Here is a 16,454-nt window from a genome sequence, read left to right on the forward strand (position 1 = left end):
TTTCAGATTTGTCAATCTGTATTTCAGCCAACACCGCGATTTCACCCAATCCATTTCGGATAAAAATTATCCAAAACCCAATATTTGCAATATCTTTCGGGGACTTAAAACCTTTTAAAAAAGATTTTACGCTCTTGGCGTAATCCTCGAAAACCGTGGTGCGACACGCCCGAAATGGAATATGGCACACTCATCAAACGTTCTAACAAAAAAATACCGATTCATTACCCATTTTCGGTTCAGACCAGCAGCTCGACCTCTCTGCCGCGGTAACGAATCAGGCTGTAACCGCCGAAAAGCACCAGCCAGACCAGCCCGGCGATAGCCGAACCACGGGTGTCGGGAGCCAAGAACAACGTGGCGTAGATGAACACGAAGAAGAAGATCGTCAGCGTATTCGTGAGCTTGTAGGCCGGCATCACGAAACCGTCGGCCTCGAAATCGGCGGAACGGCGATAGCACTGGTGCGCCACCATCGTCAGGATGTAGATGAAGATGATCGCGGCGCTGGAGGCCGAGGCGAAGAGCACGAACGCGCTGGAAATCTGCGGAATCGCGTTGATGACCGGCGAAAGCAGGATGAAGCAGGCGGAGACCACGATGGCGCGGGCCGGAACCCTGTTCTTCGAGACGACGCCAAGCTTCTTGAGCGTGGGCGAGGTGGAGACCTCGGCGAGCTGGAAGAGGTGGCGACCGGCGGAATAGAGCAGCGAGTTCAACGCGGAGGACGCAGCGGTGATGACCACGAAGAAGACCAGCGCCGAGGCCCACTTGAGGCCCGCGTACTGGAAGACCATGATGAACGGGGAGGCGAAGGAGCCGTCCTTGTTCGGCTTGAACGACTGCCACGGCACAATCAGCATGATGGCGATCAGCGCGCCGACATAGAAGATCAGGATGCGCATGATGATCTCGTTGATGGCTTTCGGCAGCACCTTGCGCGGGTTTTTGGTCTCGCTGACGGTGACGCCGACGAATTCGATCATCTCGTAGGAGAAGAAGACCATCTGGAAAGCCATGAGGAAGGCGACCCAGCCGTTGGGCGCCAAGGTCAGGCCGTTGAAGATGTTGTCTAGGCCCGCATGGCCGGCCGGGCTGATATGGTCGACGCCGTGGACCTGCACGGCGGGATAGTGGAAGTTGACGATGACCATGACCACGGCGGTGACGATCAGGCCGACTATCAGGGTGATCTTGATCATCGAGAACCAGAATTCGGTCTCGCCGAACGCTTTGACCGCAATGAGATTGATGATCGCGAGCAATGCGAGGAAGCAGACCTCGATCAGCGGCTGCCACGCGCGCAGATCGAAGCCGAATGTGTCGAAGAAGGTGACGAAATACGTGCCGACCGCGGTTATTTCGCTCAAGCCCATAAGGATAAGGACGATCCAGTAGGTCCAGCCTGCGAAATGCCCCCAGCCGGAGCCGAGGTAACGGCCGATGAAATTGATGAAGGTATGCTGGTCCGGATCGTGATACATCAGCTCGCCGATGGCCCGCATCAGGAGGAACATCATCAGGCCGACGAGGATGTAGACCAGGATGATGCTGGGGCCGGTGAAGGCGATCGACTTGCCGGAGCCCAGGAACAGGCCGGTGCCGATGGTGCCGCCGATGGCGATGAACTGGACGTGGCGATTGCTCAGGCCACGCTCGAGCTGGTTGCTCTCCTCGCCCGCGCTGCCGCCGCCAGGTCGGGAAGCGTTTGCCGACGTGCCCGTTGCCGTGGCGTTGGCTGCTGACGATGCATGTGCAGCTTTGGCGTTGGTTCCGGCATCGGTCGCGGTATTCCTGCTTCCATCCATTGGTGTCATAATCTTCCCTTCGCTTCTTGCTGCTTCAAGCGCAATAGTGAATAGAGTACGCCGGAAGAGATGACATCGGGGTTTCCGGGGGCGGTTTTCGGGGGAATTACCGCCGATAAAGTGACAATATATGATGAAAACTGACACAAATAATCGACTTTTCCGCGCAAGCAACACGCCATTTCAGCGTTTATCGCTCGTTGATGGCGCAAATGCAAAAGTTTTGGTCAGTGTCTCATAACGTGGACTATTTCACAGCGCCAACGAAGGCCAACAGCGCAAACCAAGCGGAACCGGCTCGAATTGAACAAACTCGAGACGCGCACTTCAAGGCGAGGCGCGGGAGAGCCTTTGTCAAATCCCGAACCAACCAACGCAAATATCCCCTTACGGCCTTAGACTTTCGAAATGTTGGGGAAATTTTCAAACGAGCCGCACACGCCAGCCGCCAATCACGGTCGAACGACCCGCGTGGTCTATTTCCGTCAAAGCGCCGCGCCGAAACGCGCGACACGTAATACACGAGCAGGGAATCCCGTGAAAGAGGAGCGCCACATGACTGGTCAGTCGGGCACAATAACAGACAACAATACAAGCGGCGGAAACGGCATAGGCACAAGCCGCGCGAACGCTGGCACAGCAGCCGGCAACCTTCCTAGCAGCGGCGGCGATGCCGGAAATATCGGGAAATCTGCAAAACCAAGAAAACAAGGCGGCAACCACGTCCTGCGCAAGCTCAAGACCCGACAAATCTCGATGATCGCACTCGGCGGGTGCATCGGCACCGGCCTTTTCATGACCTCCGGCGGCACCATCGCCGAAGCCGGGCCTGGCGGCGGACTCGTGGCCTACGCGGCCATGGGCGTGATGATCTACTTCTTGATGACCAGCCTCGGCGAGCTCGCCACCAACATGCCCGTCTCCGGATCGTTCGCCGTCTACAGTTCCAAATACGTCGACCCGGCGCTCGGCTTCGCGATGGGCTGGGACTACTGGCTCAACTGGGCCATCGCCGGCGCCACCGATATCTCGACCGCCGCGCTTTTGATGCAGTACTGGTTCCCGAAGTCCCCGGGCTGGGTGTGGAGCCTGACGATGCTCGTTATCATCTTCTGCCTCAACGCCTTCGTGGTCTCCGCGTTCGGCGAGACGGAATTCTGGCTGGCGCTGATCAAGGTCGTCACCATCATCATCTTCATCGTCGTGGGGCTGCTGATGATCTGCGGCATCATGTTCCAGCCGGCCGTCGGTTTCAAGAACTTCACCTATAAAGGCGGGCCGTTCATCGGCGGTTTGCCCGCAATCATGGGCGTCTTCCTCATCGCCGGCTACTCGTTCCAAGGCACCGAGGTCGTGGGCGTGACCGCGGGCGAATCCGAGAATCCGACGCAGGCGGTGCCGAAGGCCATCAACAACGTCTTCTGGCGCATCATCCTCTTCTATCTGCTTTCGATCTTCGTGATCGCGGCCATCATCCCCTACACCGACCCGAACCTGCTCGGCGCTTCCGACAGCAACATCGCGATGTCGCCGTTTACCATCGTTTTCGAGAAGGCCGGACTGGCGGGCGCGGCAAGCATCATGAACGCCGTCGTGCTCACCTCGATTTTGTCGGCCGTCAACACCGGCGCCTACGCCTCCAGCCGCATGCTCTACGGCATGGCGAAAGACGGCTATGCACCGAAGTTCCTGGGAACCACCACCAAGCGCGGGGTGCCGCTTGCAGCGCTGATCACCACGCTGTGCATCGAGGCGCTGGCGTTCTCGAGCAGCATTTTTGGGCCGAAATTCTATATGTGGCTGGTCACCGCGACCGGCCTGACCGGCTTCATTTCCTGGATCGGCATCGCGCTGAGCCACTTCCGCTTCCGTCGCGCGTTCAAGCTGCAAGGCCACAAGCTCTCTGAGCTCAAGTACCGCGCCAAGCTCTTCCCGTTCGGGCCTCTCCTGGCCATCGTGCTCTGCTTGCTGGTGATCTGCGGACAGGACCTGCCAGGCTTTGCCTCCGGTAACTGGGGCGAGCTGCTGGCCACCTATTTCAGCGTCATCCTCGTCGCCATCCTCTACTTCGGCTTCAAATTCACGCGCCACACCCACATCGTGAAACTTGCGGACATGGACGTCTCCTCGGCCCGCCCCGAAGTGCTGAAAAAGCAGGCCGAAGCGTCCACCAAGTAAGGGATCCTCGGCCGCCGGATAAGAAACCGCAACAACCAAGCAGGAGCCGGCAGTGGCCGCAAAGTGGCATGACCATCATTAACCCGCCTGGCCGCAACGCACACGAATATCATGCACCGTTCCCGGCCAGGCTTGCTGGAGGTTTCACGACGCAAATCACCCAACCCGCGACACAAAAGCTCCAGCAACCGTCGACAGCGGAGGTTTCACGACGCAAAACACCCAACCCGCGACACAAAAACTCCAACAACTTACGACAGTGGAGACTTTGCGACGCAAAACACCCAATCTGCGACACAAAAGCTCCAGCAAGCCACAGTAACGGAGGAAACACGACGCAAAACAGGCCGATAGCGACACAAAAGCTCCAACATCCGACGATAATGGAGGAAATGCGACGCAAAACAGGCCAATAGCGACACGAAACCTCCAACACCAGACGATAATGGAGGAAATGCGACGCAAAACAGGCCGATAGCGACACAAAAGCTCCGACAACCCACGACAGCGGAGGAAATGCGACGCAAAACAGGCCGCTAGCGATACCAAAAGTTGTCAATAGGCCGGCACGTCCAAGCTCGCAGCATTCGCAAGTTGGCATCAAATCGCACAGCATCCCCGAACACATCTTACGCAAAAAGAAAGTTGCCTCTCGATCCGCTTCTCGCCAATCGGGAGGCAACTGAACAACCAGATAAAAGTCAAATCACTGCTGTTGCCGGCGCTGTAAGACCCGGCGCCAAGCGCAACCATGCAGACAACCGAGTAGAGGCAACGTCAAGCAACAAGATATGTTGCCATCTCGGATCCAGCCTCGGTTTCATCGATACCGACCGCATAAGCGGCGGATTGAATCTTGGAGTCGGCGGTGCGGCCGGCCTTGTCGCCTTGGTCGGGTTCGGTGGCCGGATTCACGTGAATCGTGCTGTCCGGTCCTTCCTGAGCCTCCGATTCGGTCTGCATATAGACTGCGGAAACAGGATGCGGTGCCTCGACGACCGTATAGGTATGCATATCTTTAAGGATTGCGAATACGGCCACAGCGGCAAGCGCAAAGAAGGCGAGGCGGTAAACGATGCCTTTGATACGCGAGATGGCTGAGCCACGAGACTTTCTGCGGGCCGTCTTATCTACGAACCGATTGCTTCTTGCCATGGCTGCCGTCCTTAAACGCGTAAATTCGTCGCCCCTCGCCCAGCGATTGGCGATTCAGCCCGCCCGCGTAAGAAGTGATTGATCAATATTCAACAAGTGATTGCTGAATGCGTAAAAAGACTATCGTTCTCACAGCGCGTCAAAAACCAAAATTTGCGTATGGCGGCGCATCGTTGCACAAACGTCATTCGCTGATTATTGGCCTGATTATACAAAAACTGTTGATTTTATACGGTTTGCAGCCACTTTCATACGCGCGGACCCGCCTTCTGGAATTTCGGGGAATGTAACACCACTCACAGATCAAAAATCCCATACCGCGCAAGAGAGCATTCACCTAACGTAATGGGCACCGTTCCAGCAAACGCCGTATTGTCAAAATATGCGAGCGACGCCGCCACATCCTTATGATTTCAGTGCCCAACCCGGTATCCACAGCACGTAACGACACCACTGCATCCACACGGTTCCAGCGCCCAAACCAGTATCCATAGTTCATAACACCACTGCCACACCCGTATGACCCCGGCACCCAACCCGATATTCGTAGCGCGTAACGCCACCGCCACACCCGCACGATTCCAGCGCCCAACCCAGTATCCACAGTTCATAACACCACTGCCGCATCCGTATGACTCCGGCACCCAACCCGATATTCGTAGCGCGTAACGGCAATGCCACATACGTATGATTTCAGCACCTAATCCGATAGCCACAGTATGTAACGATATCCGCATTACGTATGACAACCCGTGATTGCCATTTTCGCAACAGCTGGGTCTGGGCCGTTTGCGCTCCATGCCACAGTGCGCAAAACGAACGCCAAGAAGAATCCATCCATGCTTACTTGTCGGGTTTCCCATGAAGGTAATCATTTCAGATAAAGAATATTATGCATTTTACCTAGTTATTCATGTGGTTATACATTTTGCAGCATTTCGTGCCGGAAATCCGCCGTCGATGATCCGACATGTTGCCCGCGCGGCCACCAGAGACGTCGATTCCCGTCGGTCGGGCATCGCCAATGGCCCATCCGCCTGCACTGTTGTTCGTTACTGGAACTTTTGCGACGCAAAAAGACCAGACAGCGTCACAAAAGCTCCAACAACAAACAATAACGGCAGAATCACGACGCAAAAAGACCAGACAGCGTCACAAAAGCTCCAACAACAAACGATAACGGCAGAATCACGACGCAAAACAACCAAATAGCGTCACAAATCCGCCACGAGCTCACTGTCCAGCAAAAGTCATCCCACGATCCGCACAAGCACACAAGCCACGCAAACCACGCAAACCACGCAAACCGCACAATCCGCACAATCCGCACAATCCGCACAATCCGCACAATCCGCACAATCCACACAAACCACACAAACCACACAAACCAGCCAGCCACCAGCCAACCAACCAACCACCACAAACAACAAAAATTGCCACCGGGCCGAAACCCGATGGCAACCTTTCACTCTCTATCTCTCGCCGGCAAACCCGACGAACGGCGTAACGCCGCCTATATCAACGAATCGAATTACTTCTGCACCTGCGTACGGGCGATGGAGCCGTTGAAGGACTCGTTCTCATCGGCGTCCGCAGCCTTGCCCTTGAGCCAGGAGAACATCGAACGGAGCTTCGGGCCGACAGTCTCGATCTTTTCGTGGCTGTACTTCTCCTGCAGTTCCTTGAAGTGCGGGGCGCCAGCGGCCTGATCGTCCATGAATTCCTTGGCGAACGAACCGTCCTGAATGCGCTGCAGCTGATGCTCCATGTTGTGGCGGGTATGCTCGTCGATCACAGTGGAAGTGAAATCGCCGTACTGTGCGGTGTCGGAGCAGGACCAACGCGCCTTGTTCAGGCCGCCCTCGTTCATCAGGTCGACGAGCATCTTCAGCTCGTGGCAGACCTCGAAGTAGGCGATCTCCGGCTGATAGCCGGCGTCGGTGAGGACCTCGAAACCGGTCTCGACCAAGTGGTTGACGCCGCCCATGAGCACGTCCTGCTCACCGAAGAGGTCGGTTTCGGTCTCTTCCTTGAAGGTGGTCTTGATGGCACCGGCGCGCAGGGCGCCAAGAGCCTTGGCATAGGCGAGGGTGATGGCCCAGCCGTCGCCCTTGTCGTCGTTCTCGCAGGCGACAACCACCGGCACACCACGGCCGGCGACGTACTCGCGGCGAACGATGTGGCCCGGGCCCTTCGGAGCGACCATGAAGGTCATGTGGCCCTTGCCCGGCTTGATGTAGCCGTAACGAATGTTGAAGCCGTGCGCGAAGGCGAGCGCCGCATCGGGCTTCATGTTGGGCTCGACCTCTTCCTTATAGATCGTGCCCTGATACTGATCAGGAGCCAGGAACATAATGATGTCCGCAACCTTCGCCATATCAGCGACGGACATGACCTCAAGTCCCTGCTCCTTGGCGTACTCAACGGACTTGGAGGTAGGCCGCAGACCGACGACGACGTCCACACCGGAGTCGCGCAGGTTCAGCGCGTGGGCGTGACCTTGCGAGCCGTAACCGATGATACCGACCTTCTTGCCGTCGAGAACGGAAAGATCAGCGTCGTCTTCGTACCAGATTTGTGCTGCCATAATATGCACTCCTTGCATAATTTATTATTATTTGCCCCGGATCAGGCACCTTGCCTGCCGAAGCCTAGAAACTGGCTCTTGATCAAAAGGGATTTTGTCCCGTTAACTGCTCATTGTAACGCCGGTCACAGCGCAAACCACGCCGCCGTCCAATTATCGAACAGTTATTTTTCGGAATCATCCCAGACCGCTCAAAGTCACGAGCCAGCCTCACATCTTCACTATTCTTGCTATTCAGTTATTGATATTCAGTTATACGAATTACGAGCCTTCCCGGATATCCACCGCCCCGGGCCTCGCATGGCCAACGGCTTCCTCATCGCGGGTTTGTAGCCAATCAGAAAGTTAATGCTACAAACCCATGTTTAGGAGCTTCCTTATCTCGGGTTTGTAGCTCAACCGAGATAGAAAGCTACAAACCCATGAAAAAGGTCACCATATATGGGGTTGCGGGCCGCGGACCGCAGCGCGGGGCACAGGACGGATGACGGGCTGAGGCCGGCGATCACGCGGTGAAGTCGGTGTCCTTGGTTTCCTTGCAGGTGAGTAGGGAGACCAAGCAGCACAACGCCATCACGGCCATATAGAGGCCGACCGAACGCACGCCCCAGTGGGACGAGAGCCAGGTGGCGACGGTCGGGACGAAGGCCGCACCGACGATGGCGGCGAGGTTGTAGCCCAGACCGGAGCCGGAGTAACGGATGTTGGCGCTGAAGAGCTCGGGCAGAATCGCGCCAACCGGACCGAAGGCGATGCCCATCAGCGCGAAGCCGACGCACAGGAAGACCATGATTTCCGCGAAGTTGCGGTGGCCCATCAGCAGGTAGGGGAAGACGAACGAGAAGACGACCAGAGCGACCGCGGAGAACATCAGCACGCGGCGACGGCCGAGCCTGTCGGCGTAGACGCACGAGAGCACGATGAATGCGGCGAAGACGCAGACGGCGACCATGAGCATCAACAGGTACTCGCGGTTGGTGAAGCCGAGACCACCGCCGCCCTCGCCCTTGGGCTTGGTGCCCCAGGCCAGCGACCAAGTAGCCAGCGTGTAGAAGAGGGTGTAGGTGACCGCGACGATGAACGTGGCCTGCAAGACCTGACGCCAGCTGGTGCGGAAGACTTCCTTCAGCGGCGATTTGACGGTCTTCTTCTGCTCTTGGGCGAGGCGGAAAATCGGGGTTTCCTCCATGTGGACGCGCACGACCAGGCCGATCACGACCAGCACGATGGAAAGCAGGAACGGCACGCGCCAGCCCCACGCGAGCATCTGCTGCTCGTTGCAGAACGATTCGAGCAGGAAGTAGGTGCCGTTGGAGAGGAAGAACCCGATCGGAGCGCCGAGTTCAGGGAACGAGCCATAGAGCGCACGCTTGTTGGCCGGGGCGTTTTCGGTGGCGACCAGCGCCGCGCCGGACCATTCGCCGCCAAGCCCGATGCCTTGGATGAAGCGGCAAAGGCAGAGCACGACGACGGCGAGCAGGCCCCACTGGCTGTAGGTCGGCAGGCAGCCGATGAGGAACGTGGCCAGGCCCATGGTCATCAGGCTGACGACCAAGGTGGTCTTGCGGCCCATGCGGTCGCCGAAGTGGCCGAAAATCAGGGAGCCCAACGGACGGGCGACGAAGGCGATGCCGAAGGTCAGGAGGCTGACCAGAAGCGCCACGGTCGGGTTGGTCTTGTCCGAGAAGAAAATCTTCGGAAAATAGTTGGCCGAGGCGGTGCCGTAAGCATAGAAATCGTAGAATTCAATGGCCGTGCCGACCATCGAGGCGGCGATGACGGTGCCGACCGAATCGTGGGCCATCGCCTGAAGTTTCGCCGTGCTTGCGGCCGTTGCCGCATTGCCGTTGCCGCTGCTACTGCCGTTCCCAGCCGCTGTGTCGACTGATGTCATAATGTTCTCCTCCGATACGCCATGTACCGATTACTGCTTCATTCGTTCTCTCGTCGCTCTCGCCGCCCGCAGCCTGCAGCTTGCAGCCCGCACCCGCAGCCCGCGTTGTGCTTGCTGTGCGGACAGTTGGTTTGGGAATCCTCCAATATCGCCTGAATTCCGTCTGCATTGTCGGTTTGAGTCTTGCGTTGTTGAGTTTTATTGTTCGTATACGTTCTTGCGGCACTACCACGGTGACCTTTTGGGGCGTAATAACAAATGAACCCTGCCGTTGGATGCAGGGTTCAGAAAGCTATATGCTTCGATATCTTTGATATCGCCATTCGTTCGACCGAACGATTTGCTTGCTTGCCCTGCCTTCATTGGCGGGGCTCAAGCTGAATGCGAAAATCAGGCCGCCAACGAAGACGGGCTAATAATTCGTGCTGATTGTGCGCTGAAACTCATCAATCCGTTCCTCATGGCGTCCTCCCTTCACGTTTACCGAGTTCTTTCGGGCTCTTGACCCGTTTAGTTAGAACCATAGACCCGGCATCGCGCGACCTTCGGCACAATGTCCGTTATGTGGACAAAATTCAATGATCTGGTGCACACAATCGTCATCCCGCTGTCTGGCATAAATACGGCGTACATCATCAGTTGCACCATAAACAAACTGCTTGCTGCTGCGCAACGGCTTATATATGGCGCAACTGACTGCTTATTCGGCGATGAGACGGGCTGACAGCGGTCAAGCTTGTGTGCCAGTACCTCCAGGCTCATCAAGTTCATTGGAACCGGCGGAATCAAGCCAATCGGCCGGGTTACCGGAATCGGCAGGTCTACCAGAATCAACCCAATCAGCAGAGTTACCAGAATTTACGGAACTACCAAAGTCGGCCGAACTACCAAAATCGGCCAAATCAACCGGTTTGCCAGAACCAACCCAATCAACCGGACCACCAGAGTCGACAGGACCAGACGGACCAACCGGACTAGACGGACCAACCGGACCACCAGAATCGACAGGATCAACCGGACCAACCGGACTAGACGAATCAACCGAATCAGATGAATCAGATGAATCAGATGAATCAGATGAATCAGATGAATCAACCGGACCACCGATTCCATCGAACTTGTTCACGCTATCATCGCCCTGTGCCGCTGAACGATGACGCAGAGCAACAATCACGCCACCTGCCACAAGCAGAATGACCATAAGCGCTACGACGCCGGCGATAGCCGCTCCTGTCGTAGCTAACAGACGTACACCCATCAAGTCTCCCTAACTAGTGGTCCAGTAATCCAGCAATTACACCTTAACAGCATCGTGGCCATATCGTCACTTACTCAGCAGGAACCTTCGCACCTTGCCGGTGCTGGTCCGCGGCAAGGAATCGACCCGGTAGAACCGCTTCGGCACCTTATAATGCGCGAGGCGAGCACGGCCAAATTCGCGCAACCGCGCAACCGTGGAAGCATCCGGCTCATTGCGACCGTCGGCAGCAGCCTTTTTGGCAGCCGTAGCCGCAGCCTCAGCATCGCAACGGCACACCACGTAGGCGACCGGCACCTCGCCCCACTTCTCGTCCAGCTCGGAAGCGACGGCAATCTCGTCGATGCCCGGGCAGTCGGCGTAGACCCGCTCGACCTCTTCGGGGAAGACATGCTCGCCGCCGGAGATGATCATGTTGTCGAGCCTGCCGTCGATATAAAGATAGCCGTCGACGTCAAAATGACCGACATCGCCCGTCTTATACCAGCCGTCAGCGGTTTTCTTGGCTTCCATCGCACCGGGCCGATTCAGGTATCCGGGAGTCAGCGCTCCTGTTTTAATGAGAATCTCGCCGGTCGCGCTGGCCAGCTTCATCGAAGTGGTGAAGTATGGCTTGCCGCTGGAAAGCAGCTTTCGAGCGCCGTCGCCCGTGCTTGTGCCGACAATCTGCGAGCAGGTTTCGGTCATGCCGTATGAACGCACGACCACCATACCGAGCTTATGGCAACGCTTCAGCAATGCAAGGTCAGACTTCTCTCCGCCCAGAATAAAACCTTTGAACGTCGACGAATAACCGAAATGAGAAGGCAACAGCTGCGTCGAATCGGCTTCATCTGCCGAATGGTCCGCTTGCTTTCCGTCTGCCGACGCAAGCGCCGCATCCGACGTAGCATGTCGTTCCGCGCCAAACGGGTCCGAAACCGCGCCCGGCATCATGGTTGCCGTCACGTCCAGTGCGCCGTCAGATCCTCCTCCGACCAACACACGCTGCTCATGTACCGGCACCAGCTGTTTGAGCATCGTGGGCACTACCGAAACCCAAGTCACTGGCTCTTCGGCCAAGATCCGTTCCATCTCTTCAGCGTCGAAATGGTTCATCAGCCGCACGGCGACGCCGAAAATCAGGCCACGCAGAATAATGGAATATCCACTGATATGGAAAATCGGCACGGCGCACAGCCATTCGTCGGACGGTTCGGTGCCGAGATTGAGCGCCACGCTCGTCGCCGAGGTGAAGTGGTTGCGCACGGTCTGCTGAATGCCTTTCGGCGCACCCGTCGACCCGGAGGTGAACATGATGCTGACCACCTGATCGTCGGCGAATTCCCTCGGAATCGCCGAAGCAGCAGCATCCAAACCTTCGGCATCAGATTCGCTGATGCCCACGCCGACAACGCTGGCAACATCAACAACGCCGGTCGCGCCGTGAACATCCACGCCATTATTGTCCACGATTCCGGCTTCGGCCACGCCCCCATAAGGGTCACCGGGTACCACGCCACCGGCGCCAGCCTCAAATCTGAACGTTGTATCGGCACCAACTGAGCTGGAATGAAGGCCATCGGACTTCAATTCGCCGGCTTCGGCGAACACCTGATCAAAACTCAGCACACGGACGCCGGTCTCGCCAGATGCCTTGTCGCCCAACAGGTCAACAGGCAAACTGTCATCCTTCAGACAGCAGGCGACTTCGGCGTCGCTCATTTGCTGGGCGAGCTCGTCATTGGTCAGACGCTTGTTGAGCCAGACCACCGTCTTGCCATACAGCAGCAGGGTAACGGCCATCAGGTAACCACGGAGGTCGTTGTCGGAAACCAGCGCGACATTCCGCGTCTTGAACGCCCCGAACCGGTCAAGCGCCGAGCCCAGGGCTTTGGCCCGTTCGAACACCTCACGGAAGGTGTAGCGCACCTCCCCGTCATCCACCGCCAGCCGCTCCGGTGTCAACTCTGCCCGTTTCAGCACCCAGTTATCCATCAATACCCCCTGTATTCATCCGTTTTCAGCATCTTGGTGCCACCAAGTCGCCGAAAAAACGAACACTTCGATGATATTTCATGTTTTTGCCCCATCTTGGTGCACCAAGACCCCCGAAAAACGAAGAATGAGGCCCAATTTCGCAAAAATAGGGGGACTTGGTGGCACCAAGATGGCAGAAAGCGCGACCTTTTCGGAAATCGGGACGGCGACTTCGCGCAATTATCGAAGTCCACCGCCCCTATGCACAACTTGCAGGATCACGGGAATTTCGGGAACTGGTCGAAATTGGGCGTGCGCTTCTGGTTGAACGCGTCGCGGCCTTCCTTGGCCTCGTCGGTGGTGTAGAAGAGCATGGTCGCGTCGCCGCCGAGCTGCTGCAGGCCGGCGAGCCCGTCGGTCGCGGCGTTCATGGAGGCCTTGATGAAACGCAGGGCCATGGGCGACTTGGTCAGCAGCTCGCGGCACCACTTGATGGTCTCGTCCTCGATGTCGGCCAGCGGCACGACCTTGTTGATCCAGCCCATCTGCAGCGCCTCCTCGGCGGTGTAGAAGTGGCCGAGGAACCAGACTTCCTTCGCGCGCTTCTGGCCGATGACGTCGGCGAGCAGGCCGGAGCCATAGCCTGCGTCGAAGCTGCCGACCTTGGGCCCGGTCTGGCCAAACTTCGCGTTGTCTGCCGCGATCGTCAGGTCGCAGACCAGTTGCAGCACATTGCCGCCGCCCACGGACCAGCCGCGCACCATCGCGATGACGGGCTTGGGAATGATGCGGATAAGGTGTTGCAGGTCGAGCACGTTCAAGCGCGCGACGTGATCGGAACCGACGTAGCCGCCGTTGCCGCGCACTCCCTGGTCGCCGCCCGACGAGAACGCGAGATCGCCCGCGCCGGTGAAGATGATGACACCGACCGTCGCGTCATCACGGCAAATCGTGAAGGCGTCGATCAGCTCCTCGATGGTCTTCGGTGTGAAAGCGTTGCGCTTCTCGGGCCGATTGATGGTGATTTTGGCTATATGGTCGAGCCGCTCGAAGAGTATTTCGTCATACTCCTTGACGGTCTCAAAGGTTTGGTCACTTGCCATTGCCTCTCCTTTATTGCTTGTTACATCTACGGCATTAGGCACACCATCCGACATGCCATCAGTCACGGTGGAAAGCGCTGTCGGAATCCTGACGAAGCGGGCACGAGACCGACGGACAAGCCGACGTGATTCGTCATCCAAGGCACGGCTGGTCAATCTTTCACAACACAATTGTCGCCGCACCGACCACGAATACCGCAGAGCGCTCAAATCCGGATGCCGAGATACCGGTTTCCACACTACCCCATCAAAGCGGGCGTATGCTGTGAATGTGCGGTGCTTCACCTTACGGTTTCAATTCCACCGGATTCAATCGTCGGGCCACCGGCTTCGCCCCTCATTTACCTCGGCAAACGCCGGACAACGCACGTTCCATCCCCCATCCCCCATACAGATACGATACGAGGTTCTGATCCGATGTCATTTGCAAACTACCTAGGAATCCGCCAACAAGAGATCTCAGCCACGAAGGTCATCCTGACCTTGCCGGTCACCGAAAACCTGCTCCAGCCATTCGGCGCGCTGCACGGCGGGGTGAACGCCGTGCTCGCCGAGGAAGCCGCGAGCCTAGGCGCCTTGGCACGCCTCGACAAGGCCCACGTCCCCGTCGGCATCGACGTTTCGACCCACCATTTTCGTCCGGTTTCTTCAGGCACGCTGACGGCCACCGCCACCCCTGATTTCGTCGGCCGGACAACGCAGACCTGGCGTGTGGAGGTACGGATGGGCAGCAAACTCACCAGCGTCTCGACGGTGACGCTGGCCGTGCGCGAGCGCCGATAAGCCACATATCATCGGCAAAACGGCCCGCTACGGCCCATCGCCGCCAACCGGCATACAAACCTTTGCCGTACTCAATTTTCAAACTGGCGATTACAAGATTATTGACGTATGGTGTCGGTAGTTGCTCAACCGTGACCACGCCCCGCGAAGCCGTACACCGAAATCGGCTACCCGCCGGATGCGGCCCTTCCTGAAAGGATTGTGGTTCCCGATATGGCTTCCGCCTCGACCAAGAAGAAAATCCCGCTTATTGTGTTTCTGCTCTGCTGCGTAGGACTGGTGGCGATGTGGTTCACGCCCGCTCCGGCGCATGTGCAGACCGCCGGCTGGCATAGCTTCGCCATCGTGCTCTTCTTCCTGGCCGGCTGCGTGCTCAACGTCGCGCCGCTGTCGATTCTGTCGCTGACGATGATGTCGCTGCTGGGCCTGACCTTCACCATGCCGGCTGGTACGCTCATCTCGTTCTTCGGGTCCGGGCCGGTGTGGCTCGTGCTTTTCGCGTTCTTCATGGCCATCGGCTTCCGCAAGACCAATCTCGGCGCGCGCATGGCCTACTGGCTCATCGCGCATTTCGGCCGCAGTCCGCTGGCGCTGGCCTACGTCATGGCCATCTGCGACCTCATCCTGGCGCCGGTCATCCCCAACACCAACGCGCGCGGCGCCGGCATCCTCTTCCCCATCAACCAGTCGCTGGTCGAAGCGCTTGACGAGCCGAAAGATCCGAGCAAACGTTCGGTCAGTTCGTTCCTCACCTTGGCCACGTTCCACTTGAACCTCATCATCGGCGGGCTCTTCCTCACCTCAATGGCCACGAATCCGCTGGTGGCAAGTATGGCCGCCAGCACCTTCCATATCACAATCTCATGGTTCCAATGGTTCGCCTACGCCAGCGTGCCCACGCTGCTCGCGGCCGTGATAGTGCCGATTGTCATCCTCGCCATCCATCACCCGGAAAGCCAGAGTGCCGACCTCTCCGTCGTTCACAAAACCGCCCAGGATGCGTTGAAGAAGATGCCGAAGATGGCCGTCAACGAGTATCTGATGATCGCCGCGTTCGTTCTAGTCGTCATCCTTTGGGGCACCTCGTCGGTCACCAAGCTCGACAACACCATCATCGCGCTGCTCGGCCTGACCGTCCTGCTCGTCCTGCGTATCATCGACCTCGATGACGTCTTCGCCGAAAAGCAGGGCTGGAACATCCTGCTGTGGCTCGCGCCGCTTATCGGCGTCACCGGCTACCTCAACGAGACCGGCGTGGTCGGCTGGATCAAGAAGGTCCTCACCTCAAGCGTGGCGGGCATCCCGGCATGGCTGGCTATCGTGGTCATCGTGTTGCTCTACCTTTATGTGCACTACCTGCTTACCAGCGTGCTCGTCCACGTGCAGACGTTCTTTATTCCGTTCGCGCTCATCCTGGTCTCACTTGGGGTGCCGCCGATTGTGGCGACCATGCTGCTCGGCCTGTTGACCTGCGTCTCCCCCGGCACGACCCACTACGGCACCGGCACTGCGTCGATCTACTTCTCGACCGGATACGTCAGCCAAAAGGAATGGTGGAAGACCGGCTTTATCGTCAGTCTCGTCAACCTCGTCATCTACGCCGGCGTCGGCACCCTTTGGTGGAAACTGCTCGGCCTGTGGTAAAAGGCGCAGAAGAAATCCTGCGGCAAAAGGCCGATTACCGTTCCATGCGCGCTCAATTCCCGTCAGCATACAATGGTCTCATATA

The 16,454-nt window shown here is 57.7% G+C and carries 10 protein-coding genes; 3 read left to right on the plus strand and 7 right to left on the minus strand.

Annotation, left to right across the window (positions count from 1 at the left end):
- Positions 1-239 precede the first annotated feature (239 nt).
- Positions 240-1,817 carry an amino acid permease gene (locus tag OZX64_RS08575; protein ID WP_277172753.1) on the minus strand — a complete coding sequence of 526 codons (1,578 nt, stop codon included), beginning with the start codon at positions 1,815-1,817 and terminating at the stop codon, positions 240-242.
- Positions 1,818-2,363: 546 nt separating this feature from the next.
- Between OZX64_RS08575 and OZX64_RS08580 the strand changes: the two genes are divergently transcribed.
- Positions 2,364-3,986 (plus strand): amino acid permease, encoded by a 1,623-nt coding sequence (locus OZX64_RS08580; RefSeq protein WP_277172756.1) that lies wholly within the window; start codon positions 2,364-2,366, stop codon positions 3,984-3,986.
- A gap of 777 nt (positions 3,987-4,763) precedes the next feature.
- Here the strand turns inward: OZX64_RS08580 and OZX64_RS08585 are convergent.
- The 6 genes from OZX64_RS08585 to menB all read right to left on the minus strand — a co-directional run bounded on the left by OZX64_RS08585 (position 4,764) and on the right by menB (position 13,942).
- The gene (locus OZX64_RS08585) at positions 4,764-5,141 is read right to left on the minus strand and encodes a hypothetical protein (RefSeq protein WP_277172759.1); all 378 of its coding nucleotides are present in this window, start codon (positions 5,139-5,141) and stop codon (positions 4,764-4,766) included.
- Between the two features lie 1,531 nt (positions 5,142-6,672).
- Positions 6,673-7,728, minus strand: a complete 1,056-nt coding sequence (gene ilvC / locus OZX64_RS08590; RefSeq protein ID WP_277156520.1) for a ketol-acid reductoisomerase — start codon at positions 7,726-7,728, stop codon at positions 6,673-6,675.
- 505 nt (positions 7,729-8,233) lie between these two features.
- On the minus strand, positions 8,234-9,532 hold the full coding sequence (locus tag OZX64_RS08595) for an MFS transporter (RefSeq protein WP_277157482.1): 1,299 nt from the start codon (positions 9,530-9,532) through the stop codon (positions 8,234-8,236).
- Between the two features lie 820 nt (positions 9,533-10,352).
- The gene (locus OZX64_RS08600) at positions 10,353-10,880 is read right to left on the minus strand and encodes a hypothetical protein (RefSeq protein WP_277172762.1); all 528 of its coding nucleotides are present in this window, start codon (positions 10,878-10,880) and stop codon (positions 10,353-10,355) included.
- Positions 10,881-10,946: 66 nt separating this feature from the next.
- Complete coding sequence (locus OZX64_RS08605; RefSeq protein WP_277172765.1) at positions 10,947-12,857, minus strand: AMP-binding protein; 1,911 nt, start codon at positions 12,855-12,857, stop codon at positions 10,947-10,949.
- Between the two features lie 260 nt (positions 12,858-13,117).
- Entirely contained in the window at positions 13,118-13,942 is an 825-nt protein-coding gene (gene menB / locus OZX64_RS08610; protein WP_277172769.1) for a 1,4-dihydroxy-2-naphthoyl-CoA synthase, read from the minus strand.
- A 417-nt stretch (positions 13,943-14,359) separates the two neighbouring features.
- Between menB and OZX64_RS08615 the strand changes: the two genes are divergently transcribed.
- Both OZX64_RS08615 and OZX64_RS08620 read left to right on the plus strand, forming a co-directional pair.
- Complete coding sequence (locus OZX64_RS08615; protein ID WP_277172772.1) at positions 14,360-14,725, plus strand: PaaI family thioesterase; 366 nt, start codon at positions 14,360-14,362, stop codon at positions 14,723-14,725.
- Between the two features lie 213 nt (positions 14,726-14,938).
- Positions 14,939-16,369: a DASS family sodium-coupled anion symporter gene (locus OZX64_RS08620; protein ID WP_277172776.1), complete on the plus strand. Its 1,431-nt coding sequence runs from the start codon at positions 14,939-14,941 to the stop codon at positions 16,367-16,369.
- The last annotated feature ends 85 nt before the right edge of the window (positions 16,370-16,454 follow it).

Origin of the sequence: Bifidobacterium sp. ESL0704, assembly GCF_029392075.1 — a bacterium.
Classification (GTDB): Bacteria; Actinomycetota; Actinomycetes; order Actinomycetales; family Bifidobacteriaceae; genus Bifidobacterium.